26 protein-coding genes are annotated in these 23,553 nt (G+C 63.6%); 19 read left to right on the forward strand and 7 right to left on the reverse strand.

All coding sequences use genetic code 11. From position 1 onward, the window contains the following. Positions 1 to 8: 8 nt before the first annotated feature. Complete coding sequence (gene pgeF, locus VA599_RS01215) at positions 9 to 773, reverse strand: peptidoglycan editing factor PgeF (RefSeq protein ID WP_429838443.1); 765 nt, start codon at positions 771 to 773, stop codon at positions 9 to 11. Beyond that, positions 736 to 1,833, reverse strand: a complete 1,098-nt coding sequence (rluD, locus tag VA599_RS01220) for a 23S rRNA pseudouridine(1911/1915/1917) synthase RluD (RefSeq protein ID WP_346787403.1) — start codon at positions 1,831 to 1,833, stop codon at positions 736 to 738. Before rluD ends, pgeF begins: the two co-directional genes overlap by 38 nt. Here rluD and VA599_RS01225 point away from each other — a divergent pair. Beyond that, entirely contained in the window at positions 1,832 to 2,626 is a 795-nt protein-coding gene (locus VA599_RS01225; protein ID WP_104947080.1) for an outer membrane protein assembly factor BamD, read from the forward strand. The two genes, rluD and VA599_RS01225, sit on opposite strands and share 2 nt — an antisense overlap. 65 nt (positions 2,627 to 2,691) lie before the next feature. Here VA599_RS01225 and VA599_RS01230 read toward each other — a convergent pair whose 3' ends face one another. Then, a complete protein-coding gene (locus VA599_RS01230) occupies positions 2,692 to 3,759 on the reverse strand; it encodes an NAD(P)H-dependent flavin oxidoreductase (protein ID WP_346787404.1) in 1,068 nt (355 codons plus the stop codon). A gap of 43 nt (positions 3,760 to 3,802) precedes the next feature. Between VA599_RS01230 and VA599_RS01235 the strand changes: the two genes are divergently transcribed. The 18 genes from VA599_RS01235 (at position 3,803) to VA599_RS01320 (ending at position 19,035) form a co-directional block, all read left to right on the forward strand. Beyond that, the gene (locus VA599_RS01235; protein ID WP_021477861.1) at positions 3,803 to 3,994 is read left to right on the forward strand and encodes a hypothetical protein; all 192 of its coding nucleotides are present in this window, start codon (positions 3,803 to 3,805) and stop codon (positions 3,992 to 3,994) included. Between the two features lie 160 nt (positions 3,995 to 4,154). After that, a complete protein-coding gene (gene rpsB, locus VA599_RS01240) occupies positions 4,155 to 4,883 on the forward strand; it encodes a 30S ribosomal protein S2 (protein ID WP_021477860.1) in 729 nt (242 codons plus the stop codon). A 73-nt stretch (positions 4,884 to 4,956) separates the two neighbouring features. After that, positions 4,957 to 5,823, forward strand: a complete 867-nt coding sequence (gene tsf, locus VA599_RS01245) for a translation elongation factor Ts (RefSeq protein ID WP_104947082.1) — start codon at positions 4,957 to 4,959, stop codon at positions 5,821 to 5,823. A gap of 90 nt (positions 5,824 to 5,913) precedes the next feature. Beyond that, positions 5,914 to 6,633, forward strand: a complete 720-nt coding sequence (gene pyrH / locus VA599_RS01250) for a UMP kinase (RefSeq protein WP_021477858.1) — start codon at positions 5,914 to 5,916, stop codon at positions 6,631 to 6,633. A gap of 75 nt (positions 6,634 to 6,708) precedes the next feature. Then, a complete protein-coding gene (frr, locus tag VA599_RS01255) occupies positions 6,709 to 7,266 on the forward strand; it encodes a ribosome recycling factor (protein ID WP_031296594.1) in 558 nt (185 codons plus the stop codon). A 10-nt stretch (positions 7,267 to 7,276) separates the two neighbouring features. Next, entirely contained in the window at positions 7,277 to 8,032 is a 756-nt protein-coding gene (gene uppS / locus VA599_RS01260) for an undecaprenyl pyrophosphate synthase (RefSeq protein ID WP_031296593.1), read from the forward strand. Between the two features lie 4 nt (positions 8,033 to 8,036). Continuing rightward, positions 8,037 to 8,843, forward strand: coding sequence for a phosphatidate cytidylyltransferase (locus VA599_RS01265; protein ID WP_021477855.1), 807 nt, complete (start codon positions 8,037 to 8,039; stop codon positions 8,841 to 8,843). Between the two features lie 16 nt (positions 8,844 to 8,859). Then, positions 8,860 to 10,044: a 1-deoxy-D-xylulose-5-phosphate reductoisomerase gene (gene ispC, locus VA599_RS01270; protein WP_346787405.1), complete on the forward strand. Its 1,185-nt coding sequence runs from the start codon at positions 8,860 to 8,862 to the stop codon at positions 10,042 to 10,044. Further along, complete coding sequence (gene rseP / locus VA599_RS01275; protein ID WP_166440623.1) at positions 10,038 to 11,381, forward strand: RIP metalloprotease RseP; 1,344 nt, start codon at positions 10,038 to 10,040, stop codon at positions 11,379 to 11,381. Before ispC ends, rseP begins: the two co-directional genes overlap by 7 nt. A 9-nt stretch (positions 11,382 to 11,390) precedes the next feature. Further along, positions 11,391 to 13,706 carry an outer membrane protein assembly factor BamA gene (gene bamA / locus VA599_RS01280; protein ID WP_021477852.1) on the forward strand — a complete coding sequence of 772 codons (2,316 nt, stop codon included), beginning with the start codon at positions 11,391 to 11,393 and terminating at the stop codon, positions 13,704 to 13,706. Between the two features lie 19 nt (positions 13,707 to 13,725). Then, positions 13,726 to 14,211 (forward strand): OmpH/Skp family outer membrane protein, encoded by a 486-nt coding sequence (locus VA599_RS01285; RefSeq protein WP_021477851.1) that lies wholly within the window; start codon positions 13,726 to 13,728, stop codon positions 14,209 to 14,211. Positions 14,212 to 14,262: 51 nt separating this feature from the next. Further along, the gene (gene lpxD / locus VA599_RS01290) at positions 14,263 to 15,309 is read left to right on the forward strand and encodes a UDP-3-O-(3-hydroxymyristoyl)glucosamine N-acyltransferase (protein WP_346787406.1); all 1,047 of its coding nucleotides are present in this window, start codon (positions 14,263 to 14,265) and stop codon (positions 15,307 to 15,309) included. Then, positions 15,302 to 15,754, forward strand: coding sequence for a 3-hydroxyacyl-ACP dehydratase FabZ (gene fabZ / locus VA599_RS01295; RefSeq protein ID WP_104947085.1), 453 nt, complete (start codon positions 15,302 to 15,304; stop codon positions 15,752 to 15,754). The genes lpxD and fabZ overlap by 8 nt, the downstream gene beginning before the upstream one ends. Before the next feature lie 2 nt (positions 15,755 to 15,756). Then, positions 15,757 to 16,533 carry an acyl-ACP--UDP-N-acetylglucosamine O-acyltransferase gene (lpxA, locus tag VA599_RS01300; protein ID WP_021477848.1) on the forward strand — a complete coding sequence of 259 codons (777 nt, stop codon included), beginning with the start codon at positions 15,757 to 15,759 and terminating at the stop codon, positions 16,531 to 16,533. Positions 16,534 to 16,537: 4 nt separating this feature from the next. Continuing rightward, on the forward strand, positions 16,538 to 17,710 hold the full coding sequence (gene lpxB / locus VA599_RS01305) for a lipid-A-disaccharide synthase (RefSeq protein WP_021477847.1): 1,173 nt from the start codon (positions 16,538 to 16,540) through the stop codon (positions 17,708 to 17,710). Next, the gene (rnhB, locus tag VA599_RS01310) at positions 17,701 to 18,288 is read left to right on the forward strand and encodes a ribonuclease HII (RefSeq protein WP_346787407.1); all 588 of its coding nucleotides are present in this window, start codon (positions 17,701 to 17,703) and stop codon (positions 18,286 to 18,288) included. Before lpxB ends, rnhB begins: the two co-directional genes overlap by 10 nt. 1 nt (position 18,289) lies before the next feature. After that, a complete protein-coding gene (locus VA599_RS01315; protein WP_346787408.1) occupies positions 18,290 to 18,793 on the forward strand; it encodes a DNA-deoxyinosine glycosylase in 504 nt (167 codons plus the stop codon). A gap of 26 nt (positions 18,794 to 18,819) precedes the next feature. Further along, the gene (locus VA599_RS01320; protein WP_021477844.1) at positions 18,820 to 19,035 is read left to right on the forward strand and encodes a hypothetical protein; all 216 of its coding nucleotides are present in this window, start codon (positions 18,820 to 18,822) and stop codon (positions 19,033 to 19,035) included. Between the two features lie 57 nt (positions 19,036 to 19,092). On the opposite strand, the gene VA599_RS01325 is transcribed toward VA599_RS01320, so the two are convergent. The 4 genes from VA599_RS01325 to VA599_RS01340 all read right to left on the reverse strand — a co-directional run bounded on the left by VA599_RS01325 (position 19,093) and on the right by VA599_RS01340 (position 23,461). After that, positions 19,093 to 21,297 carry an ATP-binding protein gene (locus VA599_RS01325; protein WP_346787409.1) on the reverse strand — a complete coding sequence of 735 codons (2,205 nt, stop codon included), beginning with the start codon at positions 21,295 to 21,297 and terminating at the stop codon, positions 19,093 to 19,095. Between the two features lie 4 nt (positions 21,298 to 21,301). Next, positions 21,302 to 21,811, reverse strand: coding sequence for a putative pterin-binding protein (locus tag VA599_RS01330; protein ID WP_104947089.1), 510 nt, complete (start codon positions 21,809 to 21,811; stop codon positions 21,302 to 21,304). A 27-nt stretch (positions 21,812 to 21,838) separates the two neighbouring features. Further along, positions 21,839 to 23,047, reverse strand: a complete 1,209-nt coding sequence (locus VA599_RS01335) for an EAL domain-containing response regulator (RefSeq protein ID WP_346787410.1) — start codon at positions 23,045 to 23,047, stop codon at positions 21,839 to 21,841. A gap of 93 nt (positions 23,048 to 23,140) precedes the next feature. After that, positions 23,141 to 23,461, reverse strand: coding sequence for a hypothetical protein (locus tag VA599_RS01340; protein ID WP_021477840.1), 321 nt, complete (start codon positions 23,459 to 23,461; stop codon positions 23,141 to 23,143). Positions 23,462 to 23,553: the final 92 nt, after the last annotated feature.

Raw genomic sequence — 23,553 nt, forward strand, 5'->3', positions numbered from 1 at the left:
GGGCGGGATCAGTCTTCCAGCCAGATCAGCGAGGCCATGCGGCCGGTCTCGCGGTCGCGGCGGTAGGAGAAGAAGCGGTCGCGGTCGATCACGGTGCAGAAGTCGCCGCCGTAGACGCGCGAGACGCCCAGCTTTTCCAGCCGCAGCCGCGCCAGCGCGTAGATGTCGGCGAGGTATTTGCCGTCGCCGATGTCGACGAAGGCATGGTCCGCCTCGGCGTCTTTCTCGACAAAGGCCTGGCGCACTTCCGCTCCCACTTCGAAGGCGTCGGGGCCGATGGCCGGGCCGAGCCAGGCCATCAATTCCGACGGCGGCAGCGCCATCGAGGCCACGGTCGCCTCGATCACGCCGTCGCACAGCCCGCGCCAGCCGGCGTGGGCCGCGGCCACCGCCCGGCCTTGCTCGTCGCACAGCAGCACCGGCAGGCAGTCGGCGGTCATGACCGCGCAGACGACGCCTGGTGCGCGGGCGAAGCTGGCGTCGGCGTCGGGCGCGGCATCGCCGACGGTTGCCGCGTCGGCCACAGCGATGCCGTGCACCTGAGTGAGCCATGCCGGCTCGGCGGGCAGCTCGTCTCGCAGCCGCGCGCGGTTGGCCGCCACGGCCTCCGGATCGTCGCCGACATGCGCGCCCAGGTTCAGGCTGGCGTAGGGAGGCTGGCTGGCGCCGCCGCTGCGCGTGGTCGCCAGCGTGCGGACCCGGGCGGGGGCGGGCCAGTCGGCCTCGATCCAGTCCTTATCGGGCATAGATGACCTCGACGTCGCCGTCATCATCGTCGTCCTCGTCCCAGTCTTCCTCGTCCTCGCCATCGCCGTGGGCGAAGGTTTCATCGTCCGCCACCGCGCCGTCGCCGCGCAACAGGTCCAGCAATGCGCGGAAGTCGTCGGGCAACGGCGCTTTCCAGCTGCGTTCTTCGCCGGTGGCCGGGTGGATCAGCGCCAGCGCGAAAGCGTGCAGCGCCTGGCGGCCCAGCGCCTTTACCGCGGCGGCGGCGTCCTCGTCCATCTTGTGGCGCGGATTGCCGTACACCGGGTCGCCAGCCAGCGGGTGGCCCGCTTCGCGCATGTGGACGCGGATCTGGTGGGTGCGGCCCGTCTCGAGCTTGCATTCCACGTAGGAATGGCTGGCGAAGCGCTCCAGCACCCGCAGATGGGTGATGGCCGGCTTGCCGCCGAATTTCAGCACCGCCATTTTCAGCCGGTTGTGAGGGTCGCGGCCGATGTTGGCGTCGATGGTGCCGTCGAAGGGCACCACGCCGTCGGCGATGGCGCGGTAGACGCGCTTCACGGTGCGGGCCTGCATCTGGCGTACCAGCTCGGTTTGGGCCGGCACGGTCTTGGCCACCACCATCAGGCCGGAGGTGTCCTTGTCCAGGCGGTGGACGATGCCGGCGCGCGGCACGTTGGCCAGCGACGGGCAGTGGTGCAGCAGGCCGTTGAGCAGGGTGCCGCTCCAGTTGCCGGAGGCGGGGTGCACGACCAGGCCAGCGGGCTTGTTGATCACCAGGATGTGATCGTCCTCGAACACGATGGGCAGATCCATCGGCTCGGGCTGGAAGGCCATTTCTTCATTGGTGAGCTGCAGCGTCACTTCCAGCTTCTCGCCGCCCAGCATCTTGGTCTTGGGCGCGACGACCTGGCCATCCACCTTCACCAGCCCGTCTTTGACCCATTGAGTCAGCCGGCTGCGGGAGTAATCGGGCAGCAATTTGGCGAGCGCGGCGTCAAGCCGTTCGCCGCACAGCGAGAGCGGCACCTCAAGAAGTTGCGTGGCGGATACCTCGTTTTCCGAGATGTCGCTATAATCGTCCGGGTCAATGTAAGGATCAGTCATGAAAAGATACGTTGTTGCAGCTATGTTGGTGATGGTGGGGCTTGCCGGGTGTGCAACCACGGAAACCTACGACGAAACGCGCGGTTGGACCGTGGAGAAGCTCTATTCGGAAGCTCACGATGAGTTGAACAGCGGTAATTATACTCGCGCAGTCAAGCTGTATGAAACGCTGGAAGCGCGCTTTCCCTACGGACGCTACGCGCAGCAGGCCCAAATGGACCTGGCCTACACCCATTACAAGGACGGCGAGCCCGAGCTGGCCATCGCCTCCGCCGATCGCTTCATCAAGCTGCATCCTACGCATCCGAACATCGACTACATCTATTATCTGAAGGGTTTGGTGTATTACAACGATGATTCCGGCCTGCTCGCCAAATGGGCCGGCCAGGACATGAGCGAACGCGATCCGCGCGCCGCCCGCGAGGCCTTCTCCGCTTTCCGCGAGCTGACCACCCGTTTCCCCAATAGCACCTACGCGCCGGACGCCAAGGCGAAGATGATCCGCCTGGTGGACGCGCTGGGCGGCAACGAGATGCACGTGGCGCGCTACTACATGAAGCGCGGCGCCTATCTGGCCGCGGCCAACCGTGCCCAGGGCGTGGTCAAGGACTACTCCAACACCAAGTATCCGGAAGAGGCGCTGGCCATCATGGTGTCGGCCTACGACAAGCTGCAGCTGCCGAAGCTGCGCGACGACGCGCGCCGCGTGCTGGCGCTCAACTATCCGCAGAGCCAGTACCTGAGCAAGTCGTGGACGGTCGAAGAGATGCCGTGGTGGAAGCTATGGAAGTAAGCTTCCCTGCGTGTTGAAGTCGAACAGCCCGTCGAGAAATCGGCGGGCTGTTTTGCCGCAGGCGCTTAGAAGCCTGCGACGCGCTCCCGGCAGGCTCTCGCCTCGGACATGATTCTGGCGAACAGCTCGGCCACGCTGGGCAGGTCGTCGATCAATCCCTGAGCCTGGCCGATCAATTGCACGCCTTTTTCATGGTTTCCCTCCTGTATCGCCAGGCGGATGGATTCGGTGGCGGCGCCGAACAGCGCCAGCTGGCGCAGCGCTTGCGGCTGGCTGAGCATGCCGCCTATCGCCACCTTCATCACCGGCATGCCCATCCGGCGCGCCATCTGGCTGGCGCGGAGGGCGGCGGGGATCAGCCCCAGCGGCTTGCGGCAGGCGCGGCGCGCGGCGGGGGTGTCCATCATCCGGCACCAGAGGCCGTCGAAATTCTTCGAGTAAAGCGTATCGCCGACGCCCCGCTGCAGCACCATGTCCTTGGTGGCGGCGTGGACCGGACTTTCCCGGGTCATGGCCAGCCGGGAGCCCATGGCCACGGCGTCGGCTCCCAGGGCCAGCGCCGCCACCAGGCCGGCGCCGTCGGCGAAGCCCCCTGCCGCGACGATGGGCAGCGAGCTTGCGCGGCGGATGGCTGGAATCAGCACCAGCGAGGTCACGCTGCCGCCGTGGGCCGCAGCCTCGTGGCCGGTGACCAGCAGCGCGTCCGCGCCGCATCTTTCGGCCGATTGCGCGTGCTTTTCCGTCACCACGGTGGCCAGCACCTTGCCGCCGTAACGATGCGCGGCCTCGGCGATCCAGTCGCCTTTGCCCAGCGAGTAGTTGATCACCGGCACGTGCTCCTCCAGCGCGACCTTGGCGTTGTCGGCCGCGCCGGGCATCATCAGCGTGCAGCCGATGCCGAAGGGTTTGTCGGTGAGCTCGCGTATGCGGCGGATGGCGGCGCGGGTGGCGTCCGCCGACAACGGGCCGGTGGCCAGTATGCCCAGGCCGCCGGCGTTGCTGACTGCCGCAACCAGTTCCGGGGTGGCGATATAGCTCATGCCGGGGCAGAGCAGGGGGAGCTGGATGCCGAACAGGCGGGTGATGGCGGTTTGCATGGAGGCGGGCGCGGGTGGTTTACAATGACGCTTCATTGTTGATGTATTTGTCCTGAATTTCAAACGAATGTTTTAATCCATGGCGCTGATCATAGTTTTGATGGGGTGGTTGTACGCGGTGTTGATGCTGGCGGCGGGGCAGCGCAGCGTGGCTGCCGGCGCGGCGGTGTTTTTCTTTCTGGGCGTGCTGCCGGTCTGGTTTGTCGCGTGGGTGGTGCGCAACAGGCTGCGCAAGCGGCGGCGGGCCGCGGAGGGCGAGGGAAAGGCTTGAATCCGGCTGTCCTGAAATGCTACAATCTCGTGTTCCCCACCGTGTTGGCGGGGAATTGTTAATCCAAAACTACGCACATCCGCGCCAAAGGGTGCCCGCAGGCTGAAGCCTTCAGGGTTGTCTGCGCGGATGGAGGCTTAACCCTTTTAGGAGTTTTTGCATGTCCACCAACGTTACCATGCGTCAAATGCTTGAGGCCGGCGTTCACTTCGGCCACCAAACCCGTTTCTGGAACCCGAAGATGGCTCAGTACATCTTTGGCAGCCGCAACAAGATCCACATCATCAACCTGGAAAAGACTCTGCCGCTGTTCATCAGCGCCCAGGAATATGTGCGTCGTCTGGCCGCCAACAAGGGTACCGTAATGTTTGTTGGCACCAAGCGTCAGGCGCGTGAGATCGTCCGTGAAGAAGCTGCCCGCGCTGGCATGCCGTTTGTTGATCACCGCTGGCTCGGCGGCATGCTGACCAACTACAAGACCGTGAAGCAGTCCATCAAGCGTCTTGAAGAAAAGCGTGCCATCCTGGAAGGCGCTGACACCGGTTACAACAAGAAAGAACTGTTGGACCTGCAACGCGAAGTTGACAAGCTGGAACGCTCGCTGGGTGGTATCAAGGATATGAAGGGCCTGCCGGACGCCATCTTCGTTATCGATACTGGCTACCAGAAGGGCACCATTGTCGAAGCCAAGAAACTGGGTATCCCGGTTATCGGCGTTGTTGATACCAACAACTCCCCGGACGGCATCGATTACGTGGTTCCGGGCAACGACGACTCCTCCCGCGCCATCCGCTTGTACGCTCGCGGCATCGCCGACGCGGTACTGGAAGGTCGCGCGAACTCTCTGCAAGAGATCGTCGCAGCTGCTGAAACGGCCCAGGCCGAGTAAGCAGAAAAGGGGCGAAAGCCCCTTTTTTTGGACCCGAACATTCACGTAATCTAAATCATTCAGGAGTAGCAAGATGGCGGAAATCACCGCAAAAATGGTTTCGGATCTGCGCGTGGCCACCGGCCTCGGCATGATGGAGTGCAAGAAGGCTCTGGTTGAAGCTGACGGCGACGCGGCCAAGGCTGAAGAAATCCTGCGCATCAAGTCCGGCAACAAGGCTTCCAAGATGGCTGGCCGCCTGGCCGCCGAAGGCATCATCGGCTCCCACGTGGAAGCCGGCGTTGGCGCCCTGGTTGAAGTGAACTGCGAAACCGACTTCGTCGCCAAGGATCCGACCTTCCTGGCTCTGGCCGCCGCCGCCGCCAAGGCTGCCGTCATCGCCAATCCGGCCGATGTCGAAGCGCTGTCCGCAGTGGAAGTCGACGGCGTGTCCGTGGAAGACATCCGCAAGGCTGCCATCGCCAAGCTGGGCGAGAACATGACCATCCGTCGCTTCGTTCGCTACCAGACCGAAGGCGCGATCGCCACCTACCTGCACGGTGCCAAGATCGGCGTTATCGTCGACTACGCCGGCGCCGAGCAAGTGGGCAAGGACGTGGCCATGCACATCGCCGCTTCCAAGCCGATCTGCGTGTCCAAGGACCAGGTTTCTTCCGAAACCCTGGATCAAGAGCGCAAGATCTACAGCGCCCAGGCTGCCGAGTCCGGCAAGCCGGCCGATATCGTCGCCAAGATGGTTGAAGGCCGCATCAACAAGTTCCTGGCCGAAGTGACCCTGCTGGGTCAGCCTTTCGTCAAGAACCCGGATGTGACCGTCGAGAAGCTGCTGGCCGAGCAAAAAGCCTCGGTCAAGGCATTCGCCATGTTCGTAGTGGGCGAAGGCATCGAGAAGAAAGTAGTAGACTACGCAGCTGAAGTGGCTGCGGCTGCCAAGCTGTAAGTTTCGACTTACCGCTTTACCAACGGCACCCTGCCTGCAGGGTGCCGTTTTGCAAATTGAACACATCATAACCGCCAATCCGAGGACATCATGAGCCAAGTTCCCGCCTATAAACGCATCCTGTTGAAACTTTCCGGCGAAGCCCTGATGGGGGATGACAGCTATGGCATCAACCGCTCGACCATCGAGCAGATCGTGGGTCAGATCAAAGAAGTGGTGGGCCTGGGCGTTGAAGTGGGCATCGTGATCGGCGGCGGCAATATTTTCCGCGGCGTGGCGCCGGCTGCGGCGGGCATGGATCGCGCGACGGCGGATTACATGGGCATGATGGCCACTGTGATGAACGCGCTGGCGTTGAAGGATGCGATGACCAAGGCGGGCCTGATCGCCCGGGTGCAGTCCGCGCTGACCATGCAGCAGATCGCCGAGCCCTATGTCCGCGGCAAGGCGATGCAGTACCTGGAGGAGGGCAAGGTGGTGATCTTCGCCGCCGGCACCGGCAACCCCTTCTTCACTACCGATACCGCTGCCGCGTTGCGCGGCATGGAGATGAATGTCGACATCATGCTGAAGGCCACCAAGGTGGACGGCGTGTATACCGATGATCCGAAAAAGAATCCCGACGCGGTCCGCTACCAGAGCGTGACTTTCGACGAGGCGATCTCGCGCAATCTGAAGGTGATGGACGCCACTGCCTTCGCCTTGTGCCGCGATCAGCACCTCAATATCAAGGTGTTCAGCATCTTCAAGAACGGCGCGCTGCGCCGCGTCGTGCTTGGCGAAGACGAAGGCACGCTGGTACACTGCTGAGTTTGAAAATTGCTGAGGGCGAAAACGGCAATGGCCGTTTTCGCCTTGTCATTTGAAGTATTCCGGGAGTGCGACATGATTAACGAAATCAAAAAATCGGCCGAACAAAAAATGCAGAAGACGCAGGAAGCGTTCAAGAACGACCTGGCCAAGGTTCGTACCGGACGCGCCCATACCGGCATTCTGGATCATGTCATGGTTGACTATTACGGCAGCGACGTGCCGGTCAATCAAGTAGCCAACGTCACCCTGATCGATGCCCGCACCATCGGCGTGCAGCCGTGGGAAAAACCGATGCTGGCCAAGATCGAAAAGGCTATCCGTGATTGCGATCTGGGCCTGAATCCGGCCTCGATGGGCGAGATCATCCGCGTGCCGATGCCGATGCTGACCGAAGAGCGCCGCAAGGACCTGATCAAGGTGGTGCGCGGAGAAGCCGAAGGCGCCCGCGTGGCCGTGCGCAACATCCGCCGCGATTCCAACAACGAATTCAAGAACCTGCTGAAGGACAAGACCATCACCGAGGACGACGAGCGCCGCGGCCAGGATGAGATCCAGAAGCTGACCGACAAGTACATCGCCGAAGTCGACAAGATGCTGGCTGCCAAAGAAGCCGATCTGCTGGCGGTATAAGGGGCGGATCTTGTTTTCCGGTTCTTCGAAAACTGTGCCGGAGGGGTGCGAGCCGCCCCGGCATATCGCCATCATCATGGATGGCAACGGCCGCTGGGCCAAGAAACGCTTCCTGCCGCGCGTGGCCGGCCACAAGCGCGGCCTGGATGCCGTGCGCGAGGTGGTGAAGGCCTGCAAGGAGATGGGCGTCGGTTATCTGACGCTGTTCGCTTTCTCCACCGAGAACTGGCGTCGGCCGCAGGAAGAAGTGTCTTTCCTGATGGACCTGTTCCTGCGCGCGCTAGAGCACGAAGTCTCCAAGCTCCATAACAACAATATCCGCCTGAAGGTGCTGGGTTCGCGCGAGCGGTTCAGCGCGGAACTGTCCGAACGCATCGACCGCGCAGAGGCCAAGACCGCCGGCAACGACGGTCTGGTGCTGACCATCGCCGCCGATTACGGCGGCCGCTGGGATATCGTTCACGCGGTGAATCAGCTGATCGCCGAGGGCCAGGCCTCCATCACCGAGGCTATGGTGACGGAGCGTCTCGGCATGGCATGGGCGCCGGAGCCGGATCTGTTCATCCGCACCGGCGGCGAGCAGCGCATCAGCAACTTCCTGCTGTGGCAGCTGGCGTATTCCGAGTTGTACTTCACCGACCTGTTGTGGCCCGATTTCGACCAAGCGGCGCTGCAGGGGGCGATCCACTCCTACTGGCAGCGGGAGCGCCGCTTTGGCCGCACCAGCGAGCAATTGCCCGAGCACCTGCGCCGAGACAAGCTCTGACTTCATGCTGATAACGCGAATTCTCACCGCGCTCGTATTGCTGCCGCTCATGCTGGCGGCGCTGTTCCTGTTCCCCGCCGCCGCCTGGGCGGGGTTTTCCTGGTTGATCGTCGTTCTGGCCCTGTGGGAGTACGCCCGGATGGTCGGGATGTCCCTTCCCCGGCAGGCGTGCTATCTTGCGCTTTCCACGCTGTTCGCCGCCGCGGCCTGGTTCGGCCACTGGCGGATGCAAGGCTTCGAGCATGGCGCGGTGTTGGCGCTGTGGCTGTTGCTGGTGCCGGCCTGGCTGGCCAGGCGCTGGGCCATGCCTGCCGGCCTGCCGGCCTGGCTGCTGGGCTGGGCGCTGATGCTGCCGGCCTGGTTCGCCTTCCTTGAATGGCGTCCCGACGCCACGGCGCATGACGCGCTGGCCCTGTTGTCCGTGATGGGTTTGGTTTGGGTGGCCGACGTCGCCGCCTATTTCTCCGGCAAGGCCTTTGGTCGACGCAAGCTGGCGCCGGCCATCAGTCCGGGCAAGAGCTGGGAGGGCGTTTACGGCGCGGTGGTCTGCGTGGCGATCTATGTCGCCTTGGTTGACCATTTCGGCTGGCTGGACATCAAGCTGCCGCTGTGGGGCCTGCTGGCGCTGGCGTTGCCGCTGACCGCGGTCAGCGTGTGCGGCGATTTGCTGGAGTCCTGGTTCAAGCGCTCCGCGGGCATCAAGGACAGCAGCCGGCTGTTGCCGGGCCATGGCGGCGTCTACGACCGCATCGACAGCTTGATCGCCGTGCTGGCGGTCAGCAACGCCCTGCGCGCGCTGGGCGGCATGTAATTCTGGAAACATAGCAATGACCAAACCTCAGGGTATTGCCGTACTGGGGGCGACCGGCAGCGTAGGCTGCAATACGCTGGATGTGATCGCCCGTCATCCGGAGCGCTACCGCGTGGTGGCGCTGACCGCCCATCGCCAGCTCGACAAACTGTTCGAGCAGGCGCTCCGTTTTCATCCCGATTATCTGGTGGTGGCCGATGCCGACGCGGCCGAGAGCCTGCGCGCGCGCTTGGCTGACGCCGGCCTGCGCGCGGAAGTGCTGCATGGGGCGGACGCGCTGGTCCAGGTGGCTTCGTTGCCGGAAGTGGATGCGGTGATGGCCGCCATCGTCGGCGCGGCGGGTTTGCCGTCGGCGCTGGCCGCGGCGCGGGCCGGCAAGCGCATGCTGCTGGCCAACAAGGAGTCGCTGGTGGTGGCTGGCCGCTTGTTCATGGACGCGGTGCGCGCGAGCGGTTCGGCGCTGCTGCCGGTGGATAGCGAGCACAGCGCCATCTTTCAATCGCTGCCCGCCGATTACGCCGCCAATCCCGACGCCGCGGGCGTGAGCAAGATCATTCTTACCGCGTCGGGCGGGCCGTTCCGCAGCCGCCCGGCCGCCGATCTGCTCCATGTCACGCCGGACGACGCCTGCCGCCATCCCAATTGGAGCATGGGCCGCAAGATTTCCGTCGATTCCGCCACGCTGATGAACAAGGGGCTTGAGGTGATCGAGGCGCGCTGGCTGTTCAACGTGCCGCCCAGCCGCATCGAGGTGGCTGTGCATCCGCAAAGCGTGATCCACTCCATGGTCCAGTACCGCGACGGCTCGGTGATGGCGCAGCTGGGCTCGCCCGATATGCGCACGCCGATCGCCTGCGCGTTGGCCTGGCCCGAGCGCATCGACGCCGGCGTGGAGCCCATGGACTTCTTCGCCCTGTCCGACCTTACGTTCGAGAAGCCGGATCTTGAGCGCTTCCCTTGTTTGCAGCTGGCGTTCGACGCGCTGGAAATGGGCGGCGACGCGCCGGCGGTATTGAATGCCGCCAATGAAGTGGCGGTGGCGGCGTTCCTGGAGGGGCGGCTGCGTTTCGTCGACATCCCGCGCGTGGTTTCCGCCGCGCTGGCCGGCGTGTCCTGCGCGGCGAGCGACAGCCTGGAAGGCTTGCTGGCCCGTGACCAGGAGGCGCGTCGTTTCGCCGAGGGCAGGGTGGCGGCATGCTGACGCTGCTGGCGTTTCTGGTGGCCATCGGCCTGCTGGTGACTTTTCACGAGCTGGGCCACTACTGGGTGGCCAAGCTGTGCGGCGTCAAGGTGCTGCGTTTCTCCATCGGTTTCGGTTCGCCGTTGTTGCGCTTTCGTCCGCGCGAGACGGAGTGGGTGGTGTGCCCGATTCCCTTGGGCGGCTATGTGAAAATGCTGGACGAGCGCGAGGGCCTGGTCGACGAGGCGGATCGTCCGCGGGCTTTCAACAATCAGCATGTGCTCAAGCGCATGGCCATCGTCTCCGCGGGGCCGCTGGCCAATCTGTTGCTGGCGGCGCTGCTGTACTGGGCGGTGATCGCCCAAGGCGTGCCGCAGCTGCATCCGCTGGTGGGCACCGTGGTCGAGCAGACGCCGGCCGCGGCGGCGGGTTTCAAGGAGGGCGATCGCATCCTCAGCGTGGCGGGCAGGCCTGTCGCCAGCTGGCAGGAGGTTAGGCTGGGTATCGTCGAGGCCGCGATGTCTTCCGCCGTGGTGCGGGTCGAGGTGCAGGACGCGTCCGGAGCCAGGAAGCGGCGCGATATCGATGCCCGCCGTTTCGGCGAGAAGGCCGAGCAGGCCTTGCAGCAGGGCGATCCTGGCGTGTCCCCGGCGCGTTTCCTGGCGCAGGTGGGCGTGCTGGAGGAGAAGGGCGTCGCAGCCAAGGCTGGCCTCAAGGTGGGCGACAAGCTGCAGGCGGTGAACGGCGTGATGCTCCGGAACTGGGAAGAGTGGGTGCACGTGGTGCGCAACAGCCCGGGCAAGGAGTTGTCGGTGCGCGTCGAGCGGGCCGGCAAGCCGCTGGAGATCAAGCTGCGTCCGCAGGCGGTCGCGCAGGATGATGAGGTGGTCGGCCGCATCGGCGTGGGGCCGTCGCCGGATCGCGCCTGGAGCGATCAGTTGGCCTTCACCCGGCATTACGACGCCGTAGGGGCCTTTGCCGCCGCCTGGAGCAAGACCGGCGAAACCGCCTGGATGAGCGTCAAATTTCTCGGCAACATGTTGATCGGCCGCGCTTCTTTGAACAATCTGTCGGGTCCGCTGACTATCGCAAATGTCGCGGGCCAGACCGCCCGCGAGGGCTTGACGCCGTATCTGGAATTTCTGGCGCTGATCAGCGTCAGCATCGGGGTGTTGAATCTGCTTCCCATACCGGTTCTGGATGGGGGCCACTTAATGTATTATGTCGCGGAGCTGGTCAGAGGTAAGCCCGTCAGCGAACGGGTGCAATTGCTCGGACAAAAGATTGGTTTCATATTGCTGGCGTCTTTGATGGCATTTGCCATGCTGAACGATTTCAGCCGCCTATTTGGGGGTTAAAACACATTTATGAAATTGAAGCGACTCGCAGTGGCCGTAATGGGCCTGACCATGGCCACCGTTGCCATGGCTGCAGATCCGTTTGTGATCAAAGATATCCGCGTTGAAGGCCTGCAGCGTACCGAGCCGGGCACGGTCTTCAACTATCTGCCGGTCAAGGTGGGCGACACCTTTACCGATGCCAAGGCCAAAGAAGCGATCAAGGCGCTGTTCGGCACCGGCTTCTTCAACGACGTGCGCGTGGAAAGCCGCGGCGGCACGCTGATCGTCACCGTGGCGGAGCGCCCGGTGATCACCCAACTGAACATCAACGGCGCCAAGGAATTCAGCAAGGACCAGCTGAAGAAGGCGCTGAAGGACAACGGCTTCGCCGAGTCTTTGATTTTTGACCAGGCCTTGCTGGATGGCGCGGTGCAGGAACTGAAGCGCCAGTATTACAGCCGCGGCAAGTATTCGGTGGAAATCACCCCCGGCGTCACCAAGCTGGAGCGCAACCGCGTCGCCGTGACGCTGGACATCAATGAAGGCGTGACTGCGCGGATCAAGGAAATCCGCATCGTCGGCGCCAACGCTTTCGCCCAGTCCAAGCTGCTGGACGAGTTCAGCCTGACCACCGGCGGCTGGCTTTCCTGGGCCACCAAGGACGACCAGTATTCCAAGCAGAAGCTGACTGGCGATCTGGAGAAGCTGAAGGCTTTCTACCAGAACCAGGGCTATATGGAATTCGGCATCGATTCCTCTCAGGTTTCGATCAGCGCCGACAAGAAGGACATGTATCTGGTCATCAATGTGCACGAGGGCAAGAAGTACACCGTGTCCGACGTGCGCCTGGCTGGCGACCTGAAGGTGCCGGAAGCCGAATTGCTGAGCCTGGTGCAGGTGAAGCGCGGCGACACCTTCAACAATGAGAAGGTGACCGAGTCGGTGAAGGCGTTGAGCGACCGTCTGGGCAACGAGGGCTACGCCTTCGCCAATGTCAACGTGCTGCCGGACATCGATCGCGAGAAGCAAACCGCCGCCTTCACTTTCTTCGTCGACCCGGGCCGCAAGACCTATGTCCGCCGCGTCAACGTGGCAGGCAACAGCAAGACCCGCGACGAAGTGATCCGCCGCGAGCTGCGCCAACTGGAGGGCGCGCCGTACAACGCCGCCAACGTCAAGCGCAGCAAGGAGCGCCTGGAGCTGCTCGGCTATTTCGAGGACGTCAACGTCGAAACGCCGGCGGTGACGGATGCGCCGGACCAGGTAGACATGAATATCGGCCTGAAGGAACGCTCCACCGGCAGCATTTCCGGCAGCCTGGGTTATGTGCAGGGCGAGGGCCTGGTGCTGGGCGCGAACATTTCCCAGAGCAACATCTTCGGCTCCGGCAAATACATGTCGCTGGGCATGTCCACCGGCAAGGTGAACAAGAATTACTCGCTGTCGTTCACCGATCCGTATTTCACGCCGGACGGCGTCAGCCTGGGCTATGACCTGTACAACCGCGTCTACAACCCGGACGCCACATCGATCTCCGCGTACAAGACCAGCACCGTTGGCGCCGACATGCGTTTCGGCGTGCCGATCACCGAGTACGACCGCATCAATTTCACGATTGGCGCGGAAAAGACCGACATCACCACGTACAGCAACAGCCCGCAGCAGTACATCGACTTCGTCAATCAGTACGGCAGCAGCAACTATACCTTCCTGGGCACCGTAGGCTGGGGCCGGGATACCCGCGACAGCGCGCTGTGGCCGACTCGCGGCGCCAGCATCCGCGTCAACGCCGACTTCGGCCTGCCGGGCGGCTCTTTGCAGTACTACAGCCTGACCCACCAGCAGACCTGGTTCTTCCCGCTGTCGAAGGACTTCACGCTGATGCTGAACGGCGAATTGGGCTATGCTGACGGCTACGGCAAAACCAGGCAGTTGCCGTTCTTCAAGAACTACTATATGGGCGGCCTGGGATCGGTCCGCGGCTACGACAGCAGCAGCATCGGCCCGTACGATTCGGCGGCGAACTCCTACCTCGGCGGCAACCGCAAGGTAGTGGCCAACGCGGAAATCCTGTTCCCCTTCCCGGGCATGAAGGACAACAAGTCGCTGCGCACCAGCCTGTTCTTCGATGCGGGCACCTTGTGGAACACCAACCTGACGGCATCGGAAAAGGCGTTGGGCATCACCAGCTCGCCGAGCGATGGCTTCCGCTATTCCGTGGGTCTGGCATTGACCTGGCTGTCGCCGATGGGGCCGATGAAGTTCAGTATCGCCAACCCGTTGAAGAAAGAGCAGGGAGACAAGGTTCAGCGCTTCCAATTCCAGCTGGGCACGTCGTTCTAACCGTTATCAGGATGAGATCATGAAAGCATTGAAATGGTGGCTGGCAGTGCTGAGCGTGGCGGCGCTGCCGGTTCATGCCGCCGACTTCAAGCTGGGCTTCATCAACATCGAGCGCATTTATCGCGAGGCTGGCGTGTCCGTCGCCATCTACAAGAAGCTGGACAAGGAATTCTCCAGCCGCCGCGACGAGTTGAAGAAGATGGAGACGCGCGCCAAGGATCTGGAATCCATGTTGGCGAAAAACAGCCTGTCGCCGGATGACCGCAAGCGCTTCGAGCGGGAATACGCGGGGCTGGATCGCGATTACCGCGCCAAATCCCGCGAGCTGGCCGAGGATTACAACCAGCGCCGCAATGAGGAATTCGCCGGGGTGACCGAGCGGGCCAACCGCGCGGTCAAGGAGATCGCCCAGCGCGAGAACTATGATCTGATCCTGCAGGAAGCGGTGTACATCAATCCCAAGTTCGATCTGACGCCGCAAGTGTTGAAAGAGCTGGACAAGTAGTCGTTTAAACCGTTACCGGAGCAAGCCGACCCCGAGTCGGCTTTGTTTTTGATGTCCTACACACTCGAACATATCGTAGAGCAACTGGGCGGAGAGCTGCGCGGCCAGAACCGGGACGTGTCCCGGCTGGCTCCGCTGGAGCTGGCGGGCGCCGATGAAATCGCTTTCGTCGCCAGCGCCAAGTTCCGCCGCCAGATGCTGGAGAGCGCGGCGGGCGCGCTGATCGTCACCGAAGCGCTGGCGGCAGAGCTGCCGGAGCGTTCGCTGATCGTGGCCGCCGATCCCTACCTGTATTTCGCGCGTCTGGCCACATTGTTCCATCCGCCGAAGGTGCCGCGCGCCGGCATCCATCCGCGCGCGGTGGTGGGCGAAGGCTGCCAGATAGGCGAGAGCAGCGAGATCGCGGCCAACGCCACCGTCGGCGACAATGTCGTCATCGGCGAACGCTGCCGCATCATGCCGGGCGTGGTGGTCGGCGATGGTTGCCAGATCGGCGACGACGTCACGCTTTACCCCAATGTCACCGTCTACCACAGTTGCGTGATCGGCGACCGCGTCGGCGTGCATTCCGGCAGCGTGATCGGCGGCGACGGCTTCGGCCTGGCCTGGGACAAGGACCATTGGTTCAAGATTCCGCAAACCGGCCGCGTGGTGCTGGAGGATGACGTCGAGATCGGCGCCAACACCACGGTGGACCGCGGCGCGCTGGCCGACACGGTGATCCGCAAGGGCGCCAAGATAGATAATCTGGTGCAGATTGCCCATAACGTCGAAATCGGCGAGCATACCGCTATCGCAGGCTGCGTCGGCATCGCCGGCAGCACCAAGATAGGCGCGCGCTGCACCGTGGGCGGCGCGGCGATGTTCGTCGGCCACATCGACGTGGCGGACCGCACCCATATCGGCGGCGGCACCCTGGTGTCGAAGTCGATCAAGGAGGCCGGCAACTACGCGTCCTCCTACCCGTTGCAAAGCATGAAGGACTGGCTGTCCAACGCCGTCCACGTGCGCCATCTGGACGATTTCGCCAAGCGCGTGAAGCAGCTTGAGCGGGAACTGGAAACACTGAAAAAATCGAAGGAAGAACCTCATGAGTGAACACGCTGTCTCGATCGATGTCCGCGAGATCATGCGCTGCCTGCCGCATCGTTATCCGTTCCTGCTGGTTGACCGCGTCACCGAGCTGGAGCCCAATGTGCGCATCAAGGCGCTGAAGAACGTCACCATCAATGAGCCGTTCTTTGCCGGCCACTTCGAACAATATCCGGTGATGCCGGGCGTGCTGATCATCGAAGCGCTGGCCCAGGCCGCCGGCATTCTGGCGATCAAGAGCCAGGGCGAGCGCTCGGAGAACGAGCTGTATTTCTTCGTCGGCATCGACCATGCCCGCTTCAAGCGCCAGGTGGTGCCGGGCGACCAACTGGTGTTCGAAGTGACGCAAATGACCGTCAAGCGCGGCATCGGCAAGTACGCCGCCCGCGCGCTGGTGGACGGCCAGGTGGCTTGCGAAGCCGAGATCATGTGCGCCCGCCGCGAGGTGTAAGCATGGCCATCCATCCGACCGCAATCGTAGATCCCAAGGCGCAGATCGCCGACGATGTCGAAATCGGCGCCTATTCCATCATCGGCCCCAATGTCAGCATCGGCGCCGGCAGCTGGATCGGTCCGCACGTGGTGATCGAAGGCCATACCTCCATCGGCAAGAACAACCGCGTGTTCCAGTTCTGCTCGCTGGGCGCCCAGCCTCAGGACAAGAAATACGCCGGCGAGCCGACGCGTCTGGAGATTGGCGACAACAACACCATCCGCGAATTCTGCACCTTCAACACCGGCACCGCCCAGGACGTCGGCGTCACACGCATCGGCAGCGACAACTGGGTGATGGCCTATGTGCACATCGCGCACGACTGCCAGGTGGGCGACCATGCCATCTTCGCCAACAACGCGACGCTGGCCGGCCATGTGCGCATCGGCGACTGGGTGATTTTGGGCGGCTTCACCAGCGTGCACCAGTTCGCCATCATCGGCGAACACGCGATGACGGCGTTCGCCAGCGCGGTGGCGCAGGACGTGCCGCCGTTCGTGATGGCGCACGGCAACCGAGCCGTGCCTTCCGGCATCAATGCGGAAGGTCTGAAGCGCCGCGGTTTCACGCCGGAGCAAATCCGCCGCATCCGCAACGCCTACAAGACGCTGTACCGCCAGGGTTTGAGCTACGACGAGGCCAAGGCCGCCATTCTGGCCGAGGCCGGCGAGGAACATGCCGAGCTGGAGCCGTTCGTGCGCTTCTTTGAACAATCGGCGCGAGGCATCATCCGCTGAGCTTATGAGCGATCAACTTTTCAAGCGCAAGGGGGCCTTGAAGGTTGCCATGGTGGCCGGGGAGGCTTCCGGCGATCTGCTGGCCGCCCACCTGATGGATGCGCTGCGCGCGCACCGCAGCGATATCGAATTCGCCGGCATCGGCGGCCCGCGCATGGAGGCCCGCGGCTTTCACAGCATGGTGCCGCAAGAGAAGCTGGCGGTGCGCGGCTATTCCGAAGTGCTGAAGAGCCTGCCCGAGCTGCTGAAGATTCGCCGCCGGCTGCGCGAGCAGTTGCTGGCGGAGAGGCCGGACGTGTTCATCGGCGTGGACGCGCCGGATTTCAATCTGGGGCTGGAGGCCGGATTGAAGAAGGCCGGCATTCCCACAGTGCACTATGTCAGCCCGTCGGTATGGGCGTGGCGGCCGGAGCGCATCCAGAAGATCGGCCGCGCGGTCAACCACGTGCTGTGCCTGTTCCCGATGGAGCCGCCGCTGTACCGCCAGGCCGGCGTGCCGGTCACCTATGTCGGCCATCCGTTGGCCAGCGAGATACCGCTGGAGCCGGACAAGGAGGCGATGCGCGACCAACTGGGACTGCCGCAGGGCGTGCCGGTGTTCACGCTGATGCCGGGCAGCCGCCGGAGCGAGCTGGAATACATGGCGCCCATCTACCTGGATACCGCGCGCCTGCTGTTGCGCGAATATCCGGACGCCCAGTTCCTGGTGCCGCTGGCCACCCGCGCCACCATGGACCAGTTCGAGCAGATGCTGTACCGCTTCAAGGCGCGCGATCTGCCCATCCGCAGGTTGTTCGGCCATGCGCAGATGGCGACCATCGCCAGCGACGTGGTGCTGGTCACCAGCGGCACGGCGACGCTGGAGGTGGCGTTGACCAAGCGGCCGATGGTGATCAGCTACAAGCTGTCCGCCTTCACCTATCGGCTGGTCAAGCGCAAGATCCGGCTGCCGTACGTCGGCTTGCCGAATATCCTGTGCGGCCGGTTCGTGGTGCCGGAGTTGTTGCAGAAGCAAGCCACGCCGCAAAAGCTGGCAGAAGAGATGCAGCGGCTTTATACGGACTCCGCGGCGCGGTCCGATATGGAAAAGGCTTTCACCGAGCTGCATCTGGCTTTGAAGCAGGATACCGCCACCCGCGCCGCGCGCGCGGTGCTGGAGGTGGCGCGATGCCATTGATTTGCGGCGTCGACGAGGCCGGCCGCGGGCCGTTGGCCGGCGCGGTCTTCACAGCGGCGGTCATTCTCGACCCGGCCAGGCCCATCGCCGGTTTGGCCGACTCCAAGGTATTGAGCGAAGCGAAACGCGACGCGCTGGCGGAGTTGATCAAGCGCGACGCGCTGGCCTGGTGCATCGCCAGCGCCAGCGTCGAGGAGATCGACAAGCTCAACATCCTGCACGCCACCATGCTGGCCATGACGCGCGCGGTGGAGGGGCTGCCTGTGCGTCCGGACCTGGCGCAGATAGACGGCAACCGCGTGCCCAAGCATCTGCCGGTGCCGGGCGAGGCCATCGTCAAGGGCGACGCCAAGGTTGCGGCCATTTCCGCCGCGTCCATCCTTGCCAAGACCGCGCGCGACGCCGAGCTGGTGGCACTGGACGCTTTGCATCCGCAATACGGTTTCGCCCGCAACAAGGGCTATCCCACCGCCGAGCATCTGGCCGCGATCGAAGCCCACGGCGTCCTGCCGGCGCACCGGAAGACCTTCGGCCCGGTCAGGGCCTGGCTGGCCAGCCACCAGGGAGCCTTGTTCTAGCATGGCGGAGCAGGGCGGCAAGCGCTGCTTTCCGCCGGTGGCGGACGCCGATACCCGGTTGCTGATTTTGGGATCGTTGCCCGGCGACGCTTCTCTGGCTGCCAGCCAGTACTACGCCCACCCGCGCAACCAGTTCTGGCGCCTGCTGGGCGAAGTGCTGGGACGGGATCTGGTTTCGCTGGCCTACGAAGAACGCCTGATGGCCTTGCGCGAATCGGGCGTGGGCCTGTGGGACGTGGTGGCCCAGGCCAGCCGCAAGGGCAGCCTGGACGCCGATCTGAGGGAAATCCAGCATAACGATCTGAGCGATTTCGTCGCCGGCTTGCCCGCCCTGCGCGCGGTGGCTTTCAACGGCGCGACCGCCGCCAAGGCGGAAGCGCAGCTGGCCGGACTGGGCCTCGCCGTTGCGCGCTTGCCCTCGTCCAGCCCGGCGCATACGCTGGCCTACGAGGCAAAACTTGCGGTCTGGCGGCAGTTGGAACGATATTTAGACTTGTCAGCGTAATTTCGCACCCAGCCGGAGGGTTGCCGATGAACCGTTATTGCATCTGGTTTGTCACCACGGACGACAGCGTGATGCGTCGCGCGGAAGTCGCCATCAATGGCGTGATCCATAGTCATCAGGTGCTGGAGGAAATCGAGGGGCAGTTGGCCGGAGAGTGCGGTCTCAGCCAGGTGATGATCGTGGACTGGAAGCGCTTCGAAACGCCAGAGCAGGATGGCGGCCGGCTGGTGCGGGTGGCCTGACCGTTCCCTAACGGCCCTCATGCCGCAACCCCGCGCCCGGGCCGGCTGGCGGCGAGCCTAATCCGCAGGGCTGTCCAGGTGTCCCTGCTCGACGCATGCTTGCCGGGTGGCCTGGAATTGGGCGATCACCTGCGCGATCTGCGGCGCCGGCGCGCAATTGGATTGCAGCGACTGGCTTTCCAGCTCCTGGCAGCGCTGGGCCAGGCTGGCGAAGCCCAGCGTCACCGCCCCGCCTTTCATGCCATGGGCCAGATGAAACAGGTTTTCCCGATCCGGTTGCCGCTGGTTGAGCCGCAATTGCCGTACCGATTCCTGGTGGTTGGCGAAGTATTGTTCCACCAGCTGCCGGTATTGCTGATCAGACAGCAGGTCGACGAAATCCGTGATGGTGCGCGCGTCGAGGACGGGTTCTTCCCTTGCCTGCGGCGCGGCGCTGGGCGCCGGCGGAAACTGTTTCTGCAGCACCGCCAGCAGCTGGTCGCGGCTCAGCGGCTTGGTCAGGAAATCGTCCAGTCCTTGTTCCAGCATTTGCTGGCGGGTTTCCGGGAAGGCATCCGCGGTCAGCGCGATGATAGGCATCCTGGGGGTTAGCGCTTCCTCGCGCAGTCCGCGCGCGGTTTTCACACCGTCCATGCCAGGCATGTGAAGGTCCATCAGAACCAGGTCGAAGGGGTGGGCGGCGGCCAGCCGCAGCGCCTCGGGGCCGTCCGACGCCAGCGTCGGCTGCTGGTTCAGCCTTTCCAACAACGCTTGCAGATACTTGCGGTTCACCGCGTTGTCGTCCACCACCAGGATTCTCAGCGGCCTGCTCAGCGTGTCGTGGCTGGAGAAGGACTCGATGGCTTCGGGAGGGATGTCCGGCGCGGCGATCACTCTCAGCGGCAGCGTCAACTGAAAGCAACTGCCCTGGGCGGGAACGCTGCTGACCGAGATTTCGCCGCCCATCAGCCGGGCCAGGTTTTGAGAAATCTCCAGGCCCAGGCCGCTGCCTCCGTACTGGCGGGCGGTGGAGCCGTCGCCCTGGGAGAAGCGCTTGAACAGCTTCGCCTGGGTGGCCTGGTCCATGCCGATTCCGGTGTCGGTCACCACCAGCAGCAACTGAGCCGTGCCCGGCTGCTCTCCCGGCGGCGCCGAAGCGTGAACGGTGACGCCGCCGCGCTCGGTGAACTTGATGGCGTTGCTCAGCAGATTGAGCAGTATCTGCCGCAGGCGGGTCGGGTCCAGCTCCACCCATTCCGGAATTTCCGACGCCATGTCCAGATTCATCATCAGGCCCTTGGCCTGCGCCTGGGCGTTCATCAGATTGGCCACCTGGCGCAGCAGATAAGCGAGGTTGCAGGTGACCGGCGCCAGCTCAAGCTTGCCCGACTCCAGCTTGCTGGCGTCCAGCACATCGTTCAGCAGCAGCAGCAGATGGCGCGCCGACTCCTCGGCCATGCGGATGTAGCCAGCCTGGCTGGCGCTGGGGTGGGTGTCGGCCAGCAGCGCCAGCATGCCCAGCACGCCGTTGAGCGGCGTGCGTATTTCGTGGCTCATATTGGCGAGAAAGGCACTTTTGGCCAGGCTGCCGGCCTCGGCCTGGCTGCGGGCCTCCTCCAGGCTGTCGGTCAGTGTTTCCAGCGTCCGGCGGCGCTTTTCCAGCTGCCGCAGTTGCCGGATCACAGTGAAGCCGAAGCCGAAAATCAACACCCATTCAAAGCCCATCAGCCAATTGCTGACGGTGATGTACTGCTGCATGGTGCGGTTTCGATTGTCCACCTGCAGCGCGACAGCTTGGTTGGCCTGCAGCGACATATCGTGCAGGCCGTCGGACAGCGAGGCGGACAACTGTTCCAGCCGCGCCAGGCGGGCATGGTCGTTCGCCGCGGGCGCGACGCTGAAGTAGGCGTCGCCCTGGCGGACGAAGGCGTCCAGCCGGCTTTGCATCAGCAGGTATTGCGGCTGATTCTGCAGCAGCCGGCGGTATTGGCCGCCGCGTATGATGCCGATGCGGCTGACGAAGATGTCGTAGCGCTGTTGCAGCTGGTCGGACGTGATCTGGTCGTGTTGCGCCTCATGCAGCGCGGCCCGGAGATGAAAGTTTTCCGCCTCCAGCTGAAAATAGGCCCAGATGAGGTTGTCGTCCTGGTAGAGCACCGCGCTGGTGAGCGTCTGGGATTGTCGATGCTGGACATAGGCGGCCCCGGCGAACACGCATAGCAGGGTGGCGCCGATGGCCGCCAGCATCCGCCAGGAAGTGGAGTGCTCTTTGCCCTGAGTCATGGCCTCACTCCACCTGCAATGACTTCAATTGCCAGGCGGAACGGTTGTAATAGATTTCCGAGCGCAGCGCGGGCTGGCTGTCGTAGGGGTAGACGATGAACAGCGGCCCTTTGTCCCGCACCGGCATTGGCTTGCCGTTGAGCAAACGGGCCAGCACCACCTGGTAGCGCGCGGCGTCGTCCAGCGGGATGTCGGTTTTGTAGTCATTCAGAGCGATGGCTTTCAGCGTGCGGCCCTTCGCGCCGACCAGATTGAGCACGTCCTGCAGATACGGCCCGGTGAAGCGGCTGACGCCAGGCAGCCATGGCGTGCGGGTGGCGATGGTGTGTTGCGGCAGCGCCGCGAGCATGTTCATGTCGAACACCGCGTCGTTGTCGTGATTCTTGTTGCTGATCTGGCCGCTGATGGTCAACACCACCTTGCCGGCGGGGCTGGGCAACGGGGGGCTTTCGGCCTGGCACGGCGGGATGGCCAGGAACAGCAGGATCAGAACGGCGCGGCCGAGGGCGTACATGGCTAGGCTCCTAAATATATTCCGGCTTCACACGGTGTCGGAAAGGTTGGGCGCGGCGTGAAGGAAAACGCCGCGGTGTTTCAGCAGCCAGCTGCGAAAGCTTTCCGCGTCCACCGGCGGCGAGATGAAGGACCCTTGGGCGATTTCCACGCCCAACTGCCGGCAAAGCTGCCATTCCGACTCTGTCGCCACGCCTTCGGCCACCACGTCCAGGCCCAGCTGGCGTCCAAGTTCGGCGCTGGCGCGGACGATGGAGAAGTTGGTCGGGTTGCGCGCGGCGTCGATGACGAAGCCCTTGTCTATCTTCAGCTCGGTGAAGGGAATGCGCGATAGGCGGTCCATGCTGGCGAAGCCGGTGCCGAAATCGTCTATGGATAGCCGCGCGCCTTTCAGCCGCAGGCGAGTGAGCAATTCCAGCGCGCGCGTCGGATTGGCCATCAGGCCGGTTTCCGTCACCTCCACGATCAGGCGGCTGAAGGGAAAGCCGCAATCGACGAGTATGCGTTCGAAGCGGGATACCAGCGCGATTTCGTTCAGCGACTCCACCGACAGGTTCAGCGACATCGCCAGCGGCGTCTCGCTGGGCAGCCTGTCCATGATGACAGCCGCCTGCCGCAGCATCTGCAGGGTCAGTTCGGTGATCAGGCTGGAGTTTTCCGCCAGCTGGATGAACTGCTGGGGGCCTATCAGTCCGAGCCGGGGATGCTGCCATCGGGCCAGGACTTCCGCCGAGCGTATCTGGCCGTCTTTCATTGATACCTGGGGCTGCAGGAAAGGGCGGAGCTCGCCCTTGCCGATGGCGGCGCGCAACTCTTCCTCCGTGGGCGGGGACACGACGCCCGGAACGTGGCGGCTGGCGGGGGGCGGCTGATTGATCAGGCGCTGCAGCGTCTGGTGGTTGATGGGCTTGGGCAGCACCCCCGCCAGCCATAGATCGTACATGCGGGCCAGCTCGGCCACCGACTCGATCACTCTCTCGTCGAAGCCGCTGGAAATCAGCAGCATGCCTTGAAAACCTCGCTCGCCCAGATGACGGACGAACTCGATGCCGTCCATGCGCGGCATGTCGAGGTCGCAGAAGATCACGTCGAAACGCCGATCGCCGGCGTCCAGCTGGATCAGCGCGTCCAGGCCGTCGCTGGCCACCACCACATTTTCGTAGCCGAGGCGTTGCAACACCATCACGAGAAATTGCTGCGATACGGCATCGTCGTCTATGACCAGTATCTGGTGCATCGCCTCTCCCATGGCGCCAGACCGCCATACGGTGTGGATGCTGCAATTATAGTGATGGGTTTCCGGGCGGGTAAGGGGCCGCCCGGCGGGGAGTCAACTATCCTGGCCGATGTCCAGCTGGCGGATCTTGCCGTTTGCGTCCAGATGGAATTTGAAGTAGGTGTTGAAATTGCCCCAACGGTCGCTGTGAAAGCCGCCGTACACGTCCAGACCCTGGTTTTCCACCCGGTCTATGCTGGTGAAGTGCTCGTGTCCCATCGCGTGTTCGCTGAATTTGTGGAAATTGGCTGGCAGTCCATCGTCCGTCAGTGTCGCATCGGTGTTGAACTGCGCCATCCAGTTGGCGTGGTCGCCGTGTTGCAATGCCTCTATCGCCAGCCGCACAGCCGGCTGGGTGAGTATGTCCAGATTCATGAGGGTTCTCCTTGGTGCAATGCTTCCCGCTCGTCTCGATCTTCCTGGCAAAGGCCGCGCGCATGGCGATATCGCCTTGTTGTCATCGCGGC

Source organism: Chromobacterium indicum (assembly GCF_039708975.1).
GTDB classification, from domain to species: Bacteria; Pseudomonadota; Gammaproteobacteria; order Burkholderiales; family Chromobacteriaceae; genus Chromobacterium; species Chromobacterium piscinae.